We start from the raw sequence: 15,554 nt of genomic DNA, 5'->3' as shown, positions 1-15,554 counted from the left end.
CGTCGCGGCTTACGCCCGCGCTGCCGCTCTCGCCGACTCTTCGGTCAGCGCCAGCGTCACGTTGAGGATATCGGGCTCCGAGTGATCCGCTTTGGCCTCGAAGCCGAGATGCCGGCACATCCGCAGCATCGCGGAGTTCTCGCGCAGCACCTGACCGCAGACATATTTCAGCCCCTCGGCCCGGGCGTACTCGATGATCAGCTTCATCAGTACCCAACCGAGCCCCTTCCCCTTCAGGTCGGAGCGCAGCAGGATCGCGTATTCGCCGCTCTCGTAGATCGAATCCGAGTGAATGCGCACCACGCCGAGCGTCTCGCCGGTGGCCTCGTCGATTGCGATGAACGCCATCGCGCGCGCATAGTCGATCTGGGTCAGCCGCGCGATGAAGGCGTGGCTGAACTCCTTCATCGCCGCGAAGAAGCGCAGCCGCAGATCCTCCGGCGTGACGTGCTGCAAGAACGCGTGGATCGCCGGCTCGTCGTCCGGTCGTAGCGGCCGCGCCAGGACGCGCCAGCCGTCCTTCACCTCCAGGTGCCGCTCCCATTCCGAGGGATACGGCTTCACCGCGAAGGTGGTGTTGCCGAGGCCGGCGAATTTCCGCTGCGCCTGCCGCACCATCACGCGCGCATCGATCGCCACCACGCCGCTTTCATCGGCGAGCAGCGGATTGATGTCGAGTTCGTGGATCTGCGGGAAATCGGCCGCCATCTGCGACAGCTTCACCAGCGTCAGCGCAACCACGCCGTCCTTGACCGCCGGCACATCCCGGTAGGCCTGCAGCAGCTTGGAGACGCGGGTGCGGGCGATCAGCGAATGAGCAAGCGGCAGATCCAGCGGCGGCAGCGCCAGCGAGCGGTCATCGATGATCTCGACGGCCGTACCGCCGTGCCCGAATGCAATCACCGGTCCAAAGGTCGGGTCATCGGCGATGCCGACGGTGAGTTCGCGCGCCTTGCGGCGGATGATCATCGGCTGGACGATGACCCCGTCGATCCGCGCCTGGGGCCGCAGCTTCGCGGCGCGATCGAGAATCTCGACCACCGCGGACCGCACCGCCTCCGCACTGGTGAGATTCAGCACCACGCCGCCGACATCGGATTTGTGAGTGATATCGCGCGACATCACCTTGACCACAACGGTCACGCCCTGGGCCAGGAACGGCTCGGCCCAGGCAACCGCCGCATCCGCATTCGGCGCGGCGAGCGTCGGCACCATCGGGATTTGGTAGGCAGCGAACAGCGCGCCGACTTCGATCGGATCGAGCCAGGAGCGACCTTCCACCAGCGCCTTCTCGATCACCAGCCGAGCCGACTCGGTATCAGGCTCGAACTCCTTCGGCAGGCTCGGCGGCACTTCGGTGAGGAGCTGCGCCGCTTCGCGGTAGCGCACCAGATTCATGATGCTGCGAACGGCGTCGTCTTCGGTCGGATAGTTCGGGATGCCGGCCGCATCGAACGCATGCGTCACGGAGTCTTCGACTCCGACCCAAACCGCGAACACCGGCTTGAAGAACGCGCGGCGGACCCGCTCCTCGCCGACCAGCCTGATCACCGATTTGGCAATCTCGCTCGGTGACGCCATGGCGGTCTGAACGTTCATCACCAGCACGGCGTCGTTGCCGGGATCGGCGAGCAACGTGGCGAGCGCCGTCGCGTAGCGCTCGGCGTCGGCATCGCCGGTGATATCGACCGGGTTGGAACCGGACCAACTCGGCGGCATCGTCGCGTTGAGCTTGTCACAGACGTCCTTCGACAGCGTCGCCGGAATGCCGCCCAGTTCGGCCAACCGATCGACCGCGAGCACACCGATTCCGCCGCCATTGGTGAGGATCGCGACCCGCTTGCCGCGCGGTGCGCTGACTCGCCCCAGCGTTTCGGCGCAGTCGAACAACTCGCGAAGATCGAAAACCCGCAGCATGCCGGCGCGGCGGAACGCGGCATCGTACACCGCATCGGCACCGGCAAACGCGCCGGTGTGGGTCGCGGCCGCCTGGGCGCCATGCGCGAGACGTCCGGACTTCACCACCACCACGGGCTTGACGCGCGCCGCGGCGCGGGCGGCCGACATGAACTTGCGAGCGTCGGTGATCGCCTCGATGTAGAGGAGGATGGCGCGCGTCTCGATATCGGCCGCGTAGTAATCGAGCATGTCGGCGATATCGATATCGAGCTGATCGCCGATCGACACGATACCCGAGAACCCGATATCCTTGACGGCAGCCCAGTCCACCATCCCGGCCGCAATCGCGCCGGACTGCGAGATCAGTGCCAGATGGCCGCGGCGCGGCATGTGGGCCGCGAAGGACGCATTCAGATTGGACGACGGCACCATCAGGCCAAGGCAATTCGGCCCGAGCAGCCGGATGCCCGACTTGCGGGCCGCCACATTGGCAGCTTCGGCGTAGGAGCCCTTGCCGCGCCCCATCTCGGCGCTGATGATGATCGCGCCGGCGACGCCGCGTTCGCCCGCATCCGCGACAATCTTGGCCACGAAGCGCGACGGCGCCGTGATGACGATCAGATCCGGCACGAAGGACAGATCTGCCAGCGAGCGAACGGTCTTGAAGCCGCCGATCTCGGGATAGCGCGGATTGACCACGCCGATCTCGCCCTTGAAGCCGGCGCTGCGTAGATTTTCGAGGACGGCGCGGCCCAGCGAGGCCGGCCGCGGGCTGGCGCCGATCACCGCCACCGCAGCGGGCGCCAGGAGATTGTTTAATCGATAGGTCGACATCTCACCTCGGCACCGGGCGCCGGAGGCCTATGTCTGCGGGATCCATCGATTCCCGGCACCCACCGACTGTGTAGTACAAATAAGCGCCCGATTCCAATTCCGGCCGCCGCGGCCGAGCGCCGCGCGACTAGGGAGCCGTCTTGGTGAAGCTCGCCAGCGCCTTGATCACGTCCTCGCGGGAGATGATGCCCTCCAGCTTTCGATCGTCTTCCAACACCGGAATGCTGCGGGTTTGGTGCTCGACCATGAGCTGCAGCACCCGCGTCAGCTTGGTGTCGGCATGAACATAGATGAAATCCGGCGTCATGATGTCGCCGACGGTCCGATTCATCAGGTCGTCATAATGCGGCAGCATCTGGGTCGGATGGAACGCGAAGCAGCTGAGAAAATCGTACTTCGTCACCAGACCGATGGCGCGGGTGTTCTCCACCACCGGATAGGCATTGTAGTCATCGCGTTCGAACTGGTCTTCCAGCTCGCGCATCGTCATTTCCCGCGATACGGATTTAACCGAACGCGTCATGTGGTCGGCAACGGTTGCCTCGAGAAACTTGTACAAGAGCAGATTCCAATCGCCTGCAACGTCAGTCCTGGGCACAGGTTAAGTGTATCGAGACACCTGCTAATCGCCCTTTCGGGCAAATTGACCGCAGCTTTGAGGAATTGAATTGATCAAGGTCAATCCGCCCTCGTTTTCCCGGACCTCTTGTTATGCTTGCAGCAATTCCATCTTGATGCACCCGCGACGCTGATCCAATTCCGGACAACACGTAGGTTCCCGGACTTCGCCATGGCTGATCCGATGACGGATTCCGAGCGCGCCTTGCAGGAGCAGATATTCGGATTCATGGCAGACCCGGCCACGCATGGTGGCGCTGCGGTGACCCGGATCGATACGCATGGTGCGGCCGTCTTCCTGGCCGGCGACCGCGCTCTCAAGATCAAGCGCGCAGTCCGGTTCCCCTTCCTCGACTATTCGACGCTGGCGCGGCGGAAAACCGCCTGCGAGCAGGAACTCGACGTCAATCGTCGCTTCGCACCGCAGATCTATCGCCGCGTCGTGCCGGTCACACGCACCGCCGCGGGCACGTTCGAGATCGGCGGAGGCGGTGAACCGATCGAATGGGCGGTCGAGATGCAGCGCTTCGACGAAAGCCGCACCGTCGACCACCTTGCAACGAAGCAGCCCCTCGCACCCGCGCTGGTCGACGCCATCGCGGACGCGATCGCAGCGTCGCACCGCGCGGCGCCGAAGGCCGACACCGCGACCTGGATCGCATCGCTCCTGCCGATCCTCGACGACAACACCGCGTCCTTCACAGCCGGCCATTTTCCGTCCGACCGGGTTACGGCGCTGGATCACGCCACGCGGGCTGCGTTCGAGCGTGTCCGCCCGTTACTCGACCGACGGGGCGCGCAGGGCTTCGTGCGCTGGTGCCACGGCGATCTCCACCTCGCCAACATCGTCCTGATCGACGAAGCGCCGGTGCTGTTCGACGCCATCGAATTCGATCCGGCCTTCGCATCGGTGGACGTTCTCTACGATCTTGCCTTCCCGATCATGGATCTAATCCAGCATGACCGCGGCGATGCGGCGGCTGGATTGCTGAACCGCTATCTCGCGGTCGGTGATGAGGCTCACGGCGATGCGCTTGCGGCGTTGCCGCTGCTGATGTCGCTTCGCGCGGCGATCCGCGCCAAAGTGATGCTGTCGCGCCCGGCCGCGGACGAAGACACCGAGCGCAGCAATCGGCAGATCGCGCTGTCATATTTTGCTCTCGCGGAACGTCTCATCGTGCCTCCGCGACCTCGACTGATTGCCGTGGGCGGCCTGTCCGGCACCGGCAAATCCGTGCTCGCACGAGCGCTGTCCAGCCATGTGGCGCCGCTGCCGGGTGCCATCGTGCTGCGTTCGGACGTGACACGAAAGCGACTGTTCGGGGTTGCGGATACGGAGCGGCTGCCGGCTTCGGGTTATTCGGCCGAGGCCACCGCCAGGGTGTATCGGTGGCTTGCCGAGCGGGCGGCTCTCGTTCTGGCCCAGGGCTGTTCGGTGATCGTCGATGCCGTGTTCGCCAAGGCGGCGGAGCGCGGAGCGATCGAAGCCGTCGCTCGGGAACGCGGCGTCGATGTCGCAGGGCTCTATCTGGTTGCCGACCTCCAGATCAGGATCGATCGTGTCGCCGGCCGCCTCGGCGATGCCTCGGACGCGACGCCTGAGATCGCCCGGCAGCAGCAGGCTTATGAGCAGGGCGAAATCGGCTGGACGATGATCGATGCCTCCGGCACGCCGGGCCAGACACTGGCCCGCGCCGAAGCCGCATTGGGGCTTCCCGGTCAGGTCTGCAGCACGTAGCTCCCGGGCGCATCCGGAAGCGCCGCAACAGTCGCACCGGGCAGCCCCATCTGCGGCGGTGACACCGGAGCGCCGGATCGAACGCCGAGCCAATTCACCCACTCGGTCCACCACGAGCCTTCGGCGTGCGGCGCTTCGGCGAGCCAGACGTCCGGACCGACATAGGGCCCATCGGCCTCCTTCACCATCACCTGATAACCATGGGCCGTGGGCGACGGCGGAGAGACGATGCCGGCATTGTGGCCACCGCCGGTCAGGCAGAACGTGATCTCGGCATCCGCCAGCAAGTGGATCTTGTAGGTCGAGCGCCACGGCGCGACGTGATCGCGCAAGGTGCCGACCACGAACATCGGCGTGTGGATATCCGACAGCGCGATCGGCTTGTCGTCGACCATGTAGTGGCCCCCGGCCAGATCGTTATCGAGGAACAGCTTGCGCAGATATTCCGAGTGCATCCGGTAAGGCATTCGGGTCGCGTCGGCGTTCCACGCCATCAGATCGTTCGGCGGCGACCGCTCGCCCATCAGATAGTCGCGCACCATCCGCGACCAGATCAGATCGTTGGAACGGAGGATCTGAAAGGCCCCCGCCATCTGGCTCGTGTCGAGGACGCCGCGCTTCCACATCATGTCTTCGAGGAAGGCGACCTGGCTCTCGTTGATGAACAGTGTAAGCTCGCCCGCCTCGGTGAAGTCGGTCTGCGCGGCGAACAGCGTGATCGATTTCAGCCGCTCGTCGCCATCGCGCGACATCGCCGCCGCGGCGATCGACAGCAGCGTGCCGCCGAGACAATAGCCGGCCGTGTGAATCCGCTGACCTGGAACGATCGCGCCGACTGCATCGAGCGCAGCCATCACCCCGAGCCGGCGATAATCCTCCAGGGACACGTCGCGCTCCCGTTCGGTCGGATTGCGCCACGACACCATGAACACGGTGAAGCCCTGCTCCGTCAGATACTTCACCAGAGAGTTATGTGGCGACAGATCGAGGATGTAGTATTTCATGATCCAGGCCGGCACGATCAGGACCGGCTCCGGACGCACCTCCGCGGTGGCCGGCGCATATTGGATCAGCTCGATCAGGTGGTTGCTGTAAACCACCTTGCCGGGCGTCACGGCGACGTCGCGGCCGACCTTGAAGTCCGGATTCGGCTCCGGATCGTGCGACACCGTGTGCAGCAGATCTTCCCACCAATTGTGCAGACCAGCCGTGACATTGCCACCGCCGGAGGCCAGCGTTCGCCGGATCACCTCCGGGTTCGTCCATGGGAAGTTCGACGGCGCGAACACGTCGAGCATCTGGCGCGTGGCGAACTCGACGATCTTCTCGTTCTGACGGGACACGCCGCGATTGCCCGTGGTGGCGTTGTGCCACCACTCCTCGGCAAGCAGGAAGCCTTGCGCCATCAGGTTGAACGGGGCCTGCTGCCATTCCGGCGCGCTGAACCGCCGATCCTGAGGCTGCGGCGCAATCAGTGACCACGGCGAAGTGGGAAACAACCCGGCTTCGGTGACTCGCGACGCCCGTTGCAACGCGTCGTGCGCGAGTTCGCGCTGGCGCGCCGGCGACCAGAACAGGTGCGCGAGCCAGTCGGCGTAGGCCTGCGACAAGGCGGTCGGCGACAGCCCGCCGGTCAACGGCGCGAGGGTCGCGTGCAACGCGCGATCGCTGTCCACGGCCCGCGCATGCGCGGCCGCCTGCGGCGACCCAACCTCGACAGGGAGCGCTCGAGCCTGCTTCTGCAACATCATCGCCTCGTTCGGTAAGCTTTGGATCACGGCGAAGGTAGTGCCGACCGTCGCCGCGCGGCAGCGCTATCGCCTCGATAGATAGGATGAAGAGGCCGTCATGGCATCGTCACAGGTCGATGCAGCGCACTGATTGGTCCGATGGTTAAACCCGCGTAACGCATGCGTTGCGCCGCAGCTTGGCAGCCGAGCCGGGGCAGGCCTTGATGGCGATCAATGCGGGATTCGACGTAACCAGCGACGGGCGCATAACCGGATCAGCGGGCGAGAAAGACGCAGCGGGCCGATTGTTCGAGGAGATGCTGGGTGACGCCGCCCAGAATCCATTCCCGAAATCGTGAGTGACCATAAGCCCCCGCAATGATGGCGCCCGCGCCGACGCGATCGGCAACCTTGTCGAGCTGCGCCGCGACATCGCCGGCCTCTGCGGGCACGTCGCCCACCGCATGGATGTGATGCCGGGACAGCCAGTCGACGACATCGTGGACGCCGGCCAGCGCCTCGGCGCGGTCGCCGTCTTCCTCGACAATTTCCAGCACGGTGACATGGCTCGCCTGGCGCAGCAGCGGCAGGGCATCGACGATCGCGCGCCGTGCTTCCGGATTGTCCTTCCACGCGACGAGCACGCTCGATAGATCGACCCGGCAGACGCCGGTCGGGACCACCAGCAACGGCCGTCCGATCCGCATCACGAGATCGGCCGGATCGGTCACGGTGAAGGGGTCTGTCAGCGCTCCACGGTCGGTGGCGCCGGTGATGACGAGGTCGGCGGCGCGGGCCTGCTGCACGATGTACTTGGCCGGCTGGCCGATCGCCGAGCGCCATTGGAGTTCGCGGGCATGGCCGCGCATCGCGTCCCGAAACTCGGTCTCCAGATCGGCGAGCCGCTTGCGGATGGTGGCGATCCCCTGCTCCAGCAGCCGCTCGGCACTGTCTCCCGAGGTATAATACAGGGGTGGGCTGAGGTCGGACGCCGAGACGCCGATCAGCCGTGCCTCGAAGCGCTCGGCCAGCTCTGCGGCGATCCCGAGCGCATACGCATTCGGCTGGTCGCATTGCAGGGCGACCATTACCGTCGAATACGTCATCGGAACCTCCCTTTTCGGCTGCTCGCCCGAACTAATCGTCTTGAGCGGACGGCTCTTTGCTGCAGGGGAGCCATGTTTGGGCGGCGGGCGCCCCGATACGATGAGCTAGATCAAAGTGCAGCGTCTTCAGGCGGATATATTCCAGCCACAATTCGCATCACGTGCGATCCGGAGTCTTCTCCCATGCTGAACGATGTCGTCGTGCATATCCCGGCCGACCGGCCGGCTGACGGAATCATCGACTGCGCTGTTTCCATCGCCAAAACCTTCGACGCTCACCTCGACGGCATCGTCTGCACCTACCAGCCGATCAATCCGGCGGTCGTGGTCGGGGCTTCGACCGCCTACTACGCGGCCGTCAATCAGTACAACACCGACAACGATCAAGCCGCGGCACGGCTCGACCAGTTCGAGATCGCCGCCCGCGCGGCCGGAGTCACGCATGGTGCACGCAGCGTCTGCGACACTCCGGTGCTCGCGAACGAGTCGCTCTCGGAGATCTCGCGGCTGTACGATCTCGCTGTCGTGCCGCAGCCCGACCGCGCCCACCCCGGCCACCAGGATCCACTGCCCGAAAGCATCCTGTTCAATTCCGGCAAGCCGATGCTGATGGTGCCTTACATTTACAAGGGACCGCTCAATCTCGACCGTGTTCTGATCTGCTGGGACGGCGGCCGCCCGGCTACTCGCGCGGTTCACGACGCCATGCCGTTCATGCGACGGGCGAAGACCATCGATGTGCTGGCGGTGAACGAGGACGAGGACGACGTCGGTCAAGCCACGACCAACGCCCTGCTGGCCCATCTGATGCGGCATGATCTCGCAGCGACCGCCCACCACTTCACCGCGCCGCCGACCAACGTTCACAACACCATCCTGTCGATGGCGTCGGACATCGGAGCCGATCTGCTGGTGATGGGCGGCTACGGCCATTCACGGCTACGTGAATTCATTCTTGGCGGCGTCACTCGCGGCATCTTCAAGTCGCTGACGCTGCCGGCGCTGATTTCGCATTGAGCTGCCGGCGCAGCGGTCGTTGAGACATGCCGGCAGGTTCGATCAAAGGCGGCACGATGTGCCGGAGGGGATACAGACATGCGCGCAGATCAGATCATGACATCCCAGGTGGTGACGATCGGCCCTGAGGCTTCGATCGTCGATGCCGCCAACGCGATGCTGGAGCACCACGTGAGCGGCCTTCCGGTGGTCGACTCGGGCGGGCGGTTGATCGGCATCATTTCGGAAGGCGACTTCATCCGCCGCGCCGAACTCGGCACGCAGCGCAAGCGCAATCGGTGGCTCCGGATGCTGCTCGGGCCCAGCACCTGCGCCGACGACTTCGTGCACGAGCACGGCCGGAAAGTCGGCGAGGTGATGACGCATCATCCGCACACGATCACCGAGGACACCTCGGTCGAGACGATCGTCAGGACGATGGAGAAACACCACGTCAAACGCTTGCCGGTGATGCAGGGCGAACGTCTGGTCGGCATCGTCACGCGCAAGAACCTGCTCCGCGCGGTCGCCGAGCTGGCCCGTCAGGCTCCGGATCCATCCGCGGTCGACGACAAGATCCGGGATCGGATCATCGCCGAGATCGAACGCAACGACTGGCGCCCGTTCGGACTGAGCGTGGTGGTGCGCGACGGGGTGGTGCATCTCAACGGCGTCATCACCGAGGAGAGTTCGCGTCAGGCCGTCATCGTCGTCGCCGAGAATGTCTGCGGCGTCAAAGAGGTGCACGACCATTTGTGCTGGGTCGACACCATGTCCGGCTTTTATCTCAATTCGCCGGAAGACGATCGCTCCGCCAAGAAGACGAGCTGAAACCGCCCCAGCGCTCCGGACTTGACACCACCAACCGATGCGGCAAACCCAAGGCGTTTGCCCATCGGTTTTTTGTTGGCCATTGCGTCCGTTGCGGATTGGAACACCTGTATGATAAGACCACTTCCATGAGTAGCGAAGGTAACTCGTGACCGATCAAGCCCAAACATCGGACGCCCTTGCGCGCGATCGGCGGCTGCAGCAGGGCATCGATCAATACGGCGTTGGGAGTTGGGAGCTCGATCTCGCGACCCGCAACTTGGTGCTGTCGGTGACGGCCCGGCGTCTGTTCGGCGTCGCACCGGATGTGCCGGTCGACTTCGATGGGTTTCTGTCGCTGATCGATCCGGAGGACCGGGAGCGCGTCGCGCAGGCGATGCAGCGCGCGATCGATCAGGGTGAGAACCTCGACATCATGTACCGTGTGGCGGACCGCAACCAGGCCAGCCACTGGCTGCGCTCGCGCGGCGGCATGGTCCGGGAGGACGGCGGCGCCGGCTATCTGTGCGGCATCGTGCTCGACGTCGACCAGCAGAAGGTGCTCGAGCAGGAGCTGCGGCTGCAGCAGAACCAGCTCCGCTCGATTCTCGACACCGTGCCGGACGCGATGATCCTGATCGACGGCCGCGGCATCATGCGATTCTTCTCCAGCGCCGCCGAGCGGATGTTCGGACTGACCGAGAAGGAAGCGATCGGCCAGAACATCAGCATCCTGATGCCTCGCCCGGACGCGACCCGTCACGACAACTACATCACCCGCTACAACTCCACCGGCGAGCGGCACATCATCGGCATCGGCCGCATCGTCACCGGCCAGCGCAAGGACGGCACGACCTTTCCGATCCATCTGTCGATCGGCGAAATGGAATCCGGCGGCGAGCGTTATTTCACCGGATTCATCCGCGATCTCACCGAGTATCAGCAGACCCAGGCGCGGCTGCACGAACTCCAGGCCGAACTGGTCCACGTCTCGCGGCTGACCGCGATGGGAGAAATGGCTTCGGCTCTCGCGCACGAGCTCAACCAGCCGCTGTCGGCCATCAGTAACTACATGAAAGGATCGCGCCGCCTCCTCGCCGGCAGTCGCGATCCGAACACGGCCAAGATCGAGAACGCGATGGAGCGCGCCGCCGAGCAGGCGCTGCGCGCGGGTCAGATCATCCGCCGGCTGCGCGACTTCGTCGCACGCGGCGAATCCGAGAAGCGGGTCGAGAGCCTGGCCAAGCTGGTCGAGGAAGCCGGTGCGCTCGGCCTCACCGGCGCGCGCGAACAGGGCGTGGTGCTGCGCTTTCAGATGAACCCGGCCAACGATCTCGTGCTGGTCGACCGCGTCCAGATCCAGCAGGTGCTGGTCAATCTGTTTCGCAACGCACTCGAGGCGATGGCCAACGCGCCGCGCAAGGAATTGTCGGCCTCGAACGCGCGAGTCGCCGACGACATGATCGAAGTCACGGTTTCGGACACCGGCAGTGGCATTCCGGACGACGTTAAGGCAAAGCTGTTTCAGACTTTCTTCACCACCAAGGACACCGGAATGGGCGTTGGACTGTCGATCAGTCGCTCGATCATCGAAGCCCATGGCGGGCGGATGTGGGCGGAGACCAACAGCGCGGGCGGCGCGACTTTTCGTTTCACGCTGCCGATGGCACCGGGCGAGGACGTGAGCGATGGCGCGTAAGGGCATTGTCTATGTGATCGACGACGATCAGGCGATGCGGGAATCGATCGACTTCCTGCTCACGTCCGCCGATTACGAAGTCCGCCTGTTCGAAACCGCGGCGTCGTTCCTCGAAGCGAGCGGCAGCATTGCATTCGGCTGCGTGCTGTCCGATGTCCGGATGCCGGGGATCGACGGGCTCGATCTTCTGAAGCGGCTGAAAGCCGGGCGCAGCCGGCTGCCGGTGGTGATCATGACCGGCCACGGCGACGTGCCCTTGGCGGTGGAAGCCATGAAGCTCGGCGCGATCGACTTTATCGAGAAGCCGTTCGATGACGACCGCCTGATCGGCCTGATCGAAACCGCCATCAAACAGGCTGGTGACGAAGCCAAGAGCGAGGCCCTGTCGCAGGACATCGTCGCGCGCATCCAGTCGCTCAGCCCGCGCGAACGGCAAGTCATGGACGGTCTGATCGCCGGCATGTCGAACAAGGTGATCGCCCGCGAGTTTGATATCAGTCCGCGGACGATCGAGGTCTATCGCGCCAACGTGATGACCAAGATGCAAGCCTCGAGCTTGTCGGAACTCGTCAGGATGGCGATGCGCGGCGGCGTGATCAAGGATTGAGGCAGATCAACCCGCTTCCCCCAACCCCGATTATCTTTCCGCCATGGAAAAATTGCATGCCGGGTTGGGTGCGTAGGAGCGAGCTATGACCTGCGCGCCCTCAAAGACTGTTGTTTATGTCGTCGACGACGATCAGGGCGTGCTCGGATCGCTGCGCTTCCTGCTGGAAACCGATGGCTTCGAAGTTCGCACGTTCCGCAGCGGACCGGCGTTGCTCGACTCGCTGAACGATGGCCGGGCCGATTGCATTGTCGTGGACTACAAGATGCCCAACATGAACGGCATCGACCTCGCGCAGAAGTTGCGCGACCGCAACATCGCTTGCCCCGTGGTGATGATCACCGGCTATCCGGATGAAAGCATCTCCAGCCGCGCAGCCGCGGTCGGCGTGCGCCACGTCGTGCTGAAGCCGCATCTGGAAGAAAGCCTCGTGTCGCACATTCGCGACGCGCTGGTCGATCACGGCGCAGCGGTCTGAACGCCCGGTCAGTGATCTTCCTCTAACCTTTTGAAATTGCTGAATTGGCTTTGCGGCGACCACTCTCAGGTAGGCCGCCAGCTCCGTAAAACCCCTTAGGGAACCCAACTTAAGATATGGGGCGAAATATTCGGCTCCGGCATTCTTCACTACAACCACGCCATCCGATCCCGATACCCGCAGGAGATGGCAAAATGCTGAACCAGTCGCTCAGGGCCCCGACCGTCGCCAAGGCTCCGGTTGACCCTTCCCGCTCCCCGGCTGATCAGTTCTTTGCAACCACCGGTCACGCCGGCCTGATCGCCTCCGAATTCACCTACAAGAAGGAAGAGGAAATCTACGGCGAGGACGAGCCGTCCGAGTACGTCTACCAGGTCGTGTCGGGTGCCGTCCGCAGCTACAAGCTTCTCTCCGACGGCCGCCGCCAGATCGGCGCCTTCTATCTCCCCGGTGATGTGTTCGGGCTGGAGTCGGGACCGACCCATCGCCTCACCGCGGAAGCCATCGTCGACACCACCGTTCGCCTGCTGAAGCGCCGCAGCCTCGAACAGGCCGCCGCCACCGACGTGCACGTCGCCCGCAGCCTGTGGTCGATGACCGCCGGCGAGCTGCGCCACGCCGAAGATCACATGCTGCTGCTCGGCCGCAAGAATGCGATGGAGCGGGTCGCCAACTTCCTGCTCGAGATGGATCGCCGCCTCGCCGTCGCCGGCATGATGGCGCTGCCGATGTGCCGCCGCGACATCGGCGACTATCTCGGCCTCACGCTCGAAACCGTGTCGCGCGCGCTGTCGCAGTTGCAGAGCCAGGGCATCCTCGGCTTCTCGGGCGCCCGCCAGATCGAACTGCGCAACCGCCAGCAGCTGCGCAACCTCGACGCCTGATCGACAGCGCGGCCCCTCCAGCCGCCTGCCTGCCCCCTCTCCAGGGTCTCTCGAATGGGCCGCCAGCAATGGCGGCCTTTTTTTTGTGACGCGATGAGCCCCTCTCCTCAGCGAGGCCGAACGCTATCTCGAAAGATTTTTCTCCGCATCATGTCTTTTATCGGAGAATGAACGCTTCAATGCGACACCGAAAGGCAGTCGATAGATTTTTATTTCCTCGACTTGATTGACTTGGAGGCGCCCGCCCGACCTGATGGACGTCCCGGCGAACCTCTGTGCTGGCCCCTGAACAGGCACCAGCGCATCGCCTTTCATCGTCGCAGGATTTTGTCATGACCGAGAAACTTCACCCCGAAACCCTCGCGCTGCATGCCGGCTGGCGCGCCGATCCTTCGACCGGCTCGGTTGCGGTGCCGATCTTCCAGACCACCTCGTACCAGTTCAACAACACCGAGCACGCCGCGAACCTGTTCGCGCTGAAGGAGCTCGGCAACATCTACACCCGCATCGGCAACCCGACGACCGACGTCCTGGAAAAGCGCGTGGCCGCGCTGGAAGGCGGCGTCGCCGCGCTCGCGGTGGCGTCGGGCCAGGCCGCGTCGGCCTTCGCGCTGCAGAACCTCGCCCGCGCCGGCGACAACGTCGTCAGCTCGACCGACCTTTACGGCGGCACCTGGAATCTGTTCGCCAACACGCTGAAGGATCAGGGCATCGAAGTGCGCTTCGTCGATCCGTCCGATCCGGAGGCGTTCGAGCGCGCGACCGATGACCGCACCCGCGCCTACTACGCCGAGACGCTGCCGAATCCGAAGCTCGCGGTGTTTCCGATCGAAGAAGTCGCCGCGATCGGCCGCAAGCACGGCATCCCGCTGATCGTCGATAACACCGCGGCGCCGCTGCTGGTGAAGCCGCTCGAACACGGCGCCGCCGTCGTCGTGTACTCGGCGACCAAATATCTCGGCGGCCACGGCACGTCGATCGGCGGCCTGATCGTGGACGGCGGCAATTTCGACTGGGAGAAGTTCCCGCAGCGCCAGCCCGCGCTCAATACGCCGGACCCGAGCTATCACGGCGCGGTCTGGGTCGAAGCGGTGAAGCCGCTTGGGCCGATCGCCTACATCATCAAGGCGCGGACCACGCTGCTGCGCGACCTCGGCGCCGCGCTGTCGCCGTTCAACGCCTTCCAGATCCTGCAGGGCCTCGAAACCCTGCCGCTGCGGATCGAACGCCATGTGCAGAACGCCCAGGCGGTCGCCGACTATCTCGAGAAGCGGCCGGAAGTCGTCAAGGTGATTCACCCGTCGAAGCAGACGGGCATCGCACGCGAGCGCGCTGATCGCTACCTGAAGGGCAAGTTCGGCGGCCTGGTCGGCTTCGAACTCGCAGGCGGGCATGAAGCCGGGCGGAAGTTCATCGATGCGCTGCAATTGCTGTATCACGTCGCCAATATCGGCGACGCCCGCAGCCTCGCGATCCATCCGGCCTCGACCACGCACTCGCAACTGTCGACCGAAGACCAGCTCGCGACCGGCGTCTCCGACGGCTACGTGCGGCTGTCGATCGGCCTCGAGCACATCGACGACATCATCGTCGATCTGGAACGCGGCCTTGCAGCGGGACGCCTCGCCCGCGCCGCCTAACGGAACATCGCTGCTCGCCTCCGGTTGTCGTCGGAGAAATCCGAACGACATTCCGGAGGCGACATGCAGGAAAAAATCACCGGTGCATTTTCAACCAGGCGGGCCGCCGAACTCGCGGTCGAGCGCCTGGTGCAGGAACACGGCGTCGATCGCAAGCAGGTCGTCGTGCAGGCCCGCGGTCGCGACAACAGCGCCGGCACCAAAGCCGCCGGCGCAGATACGCAGAGCGGCCACCCTGGCGAGACGAAACACGGCGATCCGGAATTGAACGACGTGATCGAAGTCTCGGTCTCCGGCGGCGACGCCAGCGTGATCAAATCCGCGATGAAAGATGCAGGCGCGAGCTCCGTCGGCTAGAGCAGTTCTGCTTCACAAGCTTGATGATCTGCGGCGCGCGCCACAACGAAACCTCATGGTGAGGAGGCGCGAAGCGCCGTCTCGAACCATGGGCCTCGTGCACTCTGCGGCCCCATCCTTCGAGACGCCCGGCTTCGCCGGGCTTCTCAAGATGAGGT

At 64.5% G+C, this 15,554-nt stretch carries 13 protein-coding genes; 9 read left to right on the top strand and 4 right to left on the bottom strand.

Features of this window, described 5'->3' with window-relative positions; genetic code table 11:
* Window positions 1-9: 9 nt before the first annotated feature.
* Together ACFFJ6_RS03740 and ACFFJ6_RS03735 are read right to left on the bottom strand one after the other, a co-directional pair.
* Window positions 10-2,733: a bifunctional acetate--CoA ligase family protein/GNAT family N-acetyltransferase gene (locus ACFFJ6_RS03740; RefSeq protein ID WP_378384495.1), complete on the bottom strand. Its 2,724-nt coding sequence runs from the start codon at window positions 2,731-2,733 to the stop codon at window positions 10-12.
* 127 nt (window positions 2,734-2,860) lie between these two features.
* On the bottom strand, window positions 2,861-3,292 hold the full coding sequence (locus ACFFJ6_RS03735) for a CBS domain-containing protein (protein ID WP_378384493.1): 432 nt from the start codon (window positions 3,290-3,292) through the stop codon (window positions 2,861-2,863).
* 231 nt (window positions 3,293-3,523) lie between these two features.
* Between ACFFJ6_RS03735 and ACFFJ6_RS03730 the strand changes: the two genes are divergently transcribed.
* Window positions 3,524-5,089, top strand: coding sequence for a bifunctional aminoglycoside phosphotransferase/ATP-binding protein (locus tag ACFFJ6_RS03730; RefSeq protein ID WP_378385720.1), 1,566 nt, complete (start codon window positions 3,524-3,526; stop codon window positions 5,087-5,089).
* On the opposite strand, the gene ACFFJ6_RS03725 is transcribed toward ACFFJ6_RS03730, so the two are convergent.
* Together ACFFJ6_RS03725 and ACFFJ6_RS03720 are read right to left on the bottom strand one after the other, a co-directional pair.
* The gene (locus ACFFJ6_RS03725; RefSeq protein ID WP_378384491.1) at window positions 5,071-6,837 is read right to left on the bottom strand and encodes a PHA/PHB synthase family protein; all 1,767 of its coding nucleotides are present in this window, start codon (window positions 6,835-6,837) and stop codon (window positions 5,071-5,073) included. The genes ACFFJ6_RS03730 and ACFFJ6_RS03725 overlap by 19 nt on opposite strands.
* Window positions 6,838-7,094: 257 nt before the next feature.
* Complete coding sequence (locus tag ACFFJ6_RS03720; protein ID WP_378384489.1) at window positions 7,095-7,925, bottom strand: universal stress protein; 831 nt, start codon at window positions 7,923-7,925, stop codon at window positions 7,095-7,097.
* A 183-nt stretch (window positions 7,926-8,108) separates the two neighbouring features.
* On the opposite strand from ACFFJ6_RS03720, the gene ACFFJ6_RS03715 reads away from it, so the two are divergent.
* From ACFFJ6_RS03715 to ACFFJ6_RS03680, 8 genes are all read left to right on the top strand, one after another.
* On the top strand, window positions 8,109-8,942 hold the full coding sequence (locus ACFFJ6_RS03715) for a universal stress protein (protein ID WP_378384487.1): 834 nt from the start codon (window positions 8,109-8,111) through the stop codon (window positions 8,940-8,942).
* Between the two features lie 78 nt (window positions 8,943-9,020).
* Window positions 9,021-9,752, top strand: coding sequence for a CBS domain-containing protein (locus ACFFJ6_RS03710; protein ID WP_378384485.1), 732 nt, complete (start codon window positions 9,021-9,023; stop codon window positions 9,750-9,752).
* A 148-nt stretch (window positions 9,753-9,900) separates the two neighbouring features.
* Window positions 9,901-11,430: a sensor protein FixL gene (gene fixL / locus ACFFJ6_RS03705; protein ID WP_378384483.1), complete on the top strand. Its 1,530-nt coding sequence runs from the start codon at window positions 9,901-9,903 to the stop codon at window positions 11,428-11,430.
* Window positions 11,420-12,037, top strand: coding sequence for a response regulator FixJ (gene fixJ, locus ACFFJ6_RS03700; protein WP_378384482.1), 618 nt, complete (start codon window positions 11,420-11,422; stop codon window positions 12,035-12,037). The genes fixL and fixJ overlap by 11 nt, the downstream gene beginning before the upstream one ends.
* 85 nt (window positions 12,038-12,122) lie before the next feature.
* Entirely contained in the window at window positions 12,123-12,515 is a 393-nt protein-coding gene (locus ACFFJ6_RS03695; protein WP_378384480.1) for a response regulator transcription factor, read from the top strand.
* 194 nt (window positions 12,516-12,709) lie between these two features.
* The gene (locus tag ACFFJ6_RS03690; RefSeq protein WP_054164172.1) at window positions 12,710-13,399 is read left to right on the top strand and encodes a helix-turn-helix domain-containing protein; all 690 of its coding nucleotides are present in this window, start codon (window positions 12,710-12,712) and stop codon (window positions 13,397-13,399) included.
* A 332-nt stretch (window positions 13,400-13,731) separates the two neighbouring features.
* Window positions 13,732-15,039 (top strand): O-acetylhomoserine aminocarboxypropyltransferase/cysteine synthase family protein, encoded by a 1,308-nt coding sequence (locus tag ACFFJ6_RS03685; protein ID WP_378384478.1) that lies wholly within the window; start codon window positions 13,732-13,734, stop codon window positions 15,037-15,039.
* Window positions 15,040-15,102: 63 nt separating this feature from the next.
* A complete protein-coding gene (locus tag ACFFJ6_RS03680; RefSeq protein ID WP_378384476.1) occupies window positions 15,103-15,396 on the top strand; it encodes a hypothetical protein in 294 nt (97 codons plus the stop codon).
* The last annotated feature ends 158 nt before the right edge of the window (window positions 15,397-15,554 follow it).

It is taken from the genome of Rhodopseudomonas telluris (assembly GCF_042432815.1).
In the GTDB taxonomy this organism is placed as follows: domain Bacteria; phylum Pseudomonadota; class Alphaproteobacteria; order Rhizobiales; family Xanthobacteraceae; genus Rhodopseudomonas; species Rhodopseudomonas telluris.
The sequence above is the reverse complement of the archived record's forward strand: the minus strand, read 5'-3'. Positions and strand labels throughout refer to the sequence as shown.

Bases quoted from the DNA above. Each gene is read 5' to 3' on its own strand.
- ACFFJ6_RS03740 (WP_378384495.1), bottom strand. From the start codon at position 2,733: ATGTCGACCTATCGATTAAACAATCTCCTGGCGCCCGCTGCGGTGGCG.
- ACFFJ6_RS03730 (WP_378385720.1), top strand. From the start codon at position 3,524: ATGGCTGATCCGATGACGGATTCCGAGCGCGCCTTGCAGGAGCAGATA.
- ACFFJ6_RS03725 (WP_378384491.1), bottom strand. From the start codon at position 6,837: ATGTTGCAGAAGCAGGCTCGAGCGCTCCCTGTCGAGGTTGGGTCGCCG.
- ACFFJ6_RS03720 (WP_378384489.1), bottom strand. From the start codon at position 7,925: ATGACGTATTCGACGGTAATGGTCGCCCTGCAATGCGACCAGCCGAAT.
- ACFFJ6_RS03715 (WP_378384487.1), top strand. From the start codon at position 8,109: ATGCTGAACGATGTCGTCGTGCATATCCCGGCCGACCGGCCGGCTGAC.
- ACFFJ6_RS03710 (WP_378384485.1), top strand. From the start codon at position 9,021: ATGCGCGCAGATCAGATCATGACATCCCAGGTGGTGACGATCGGCCCT.
- fixJ (WP_378384482.1), top strand. From the start codon at position 11,420: ATGGCGCGTAAGGGCATTGTCTATGTGATCGACGACGATCAGGCGATG.
- ACFFJ6_RS03695 (WP_378384480.1), top strand. From the start codon at position 12,123: ATGACCTGCGCGCCCTCAAAGACTGTTGTTTATGTCGTCGACGACGAT.
- ACFFJ6_RS03690 (WP_054164172.1), top strand. From the start codon at position 12,710: ATGCTGAACCAGTCGCTCAGGGCCCCGACCGTCGCCAAGGCTCCGGTT.
- ACFFJ6_RS03685 (WP_378384478.1), top strand. From the start codon at position 13,732: ATGACCGAGAAACTTCACCCCGAAACCCTCGCGCTGCATGCCGGCTGG.
- ACFFJ6_RS03680 (WP_378384476.1), top strand. From the start codon at position 15,103: ATGCAGGAAAAAATCACCGGTGCATTTTCAACCAGGCGGGCCGCCGAA.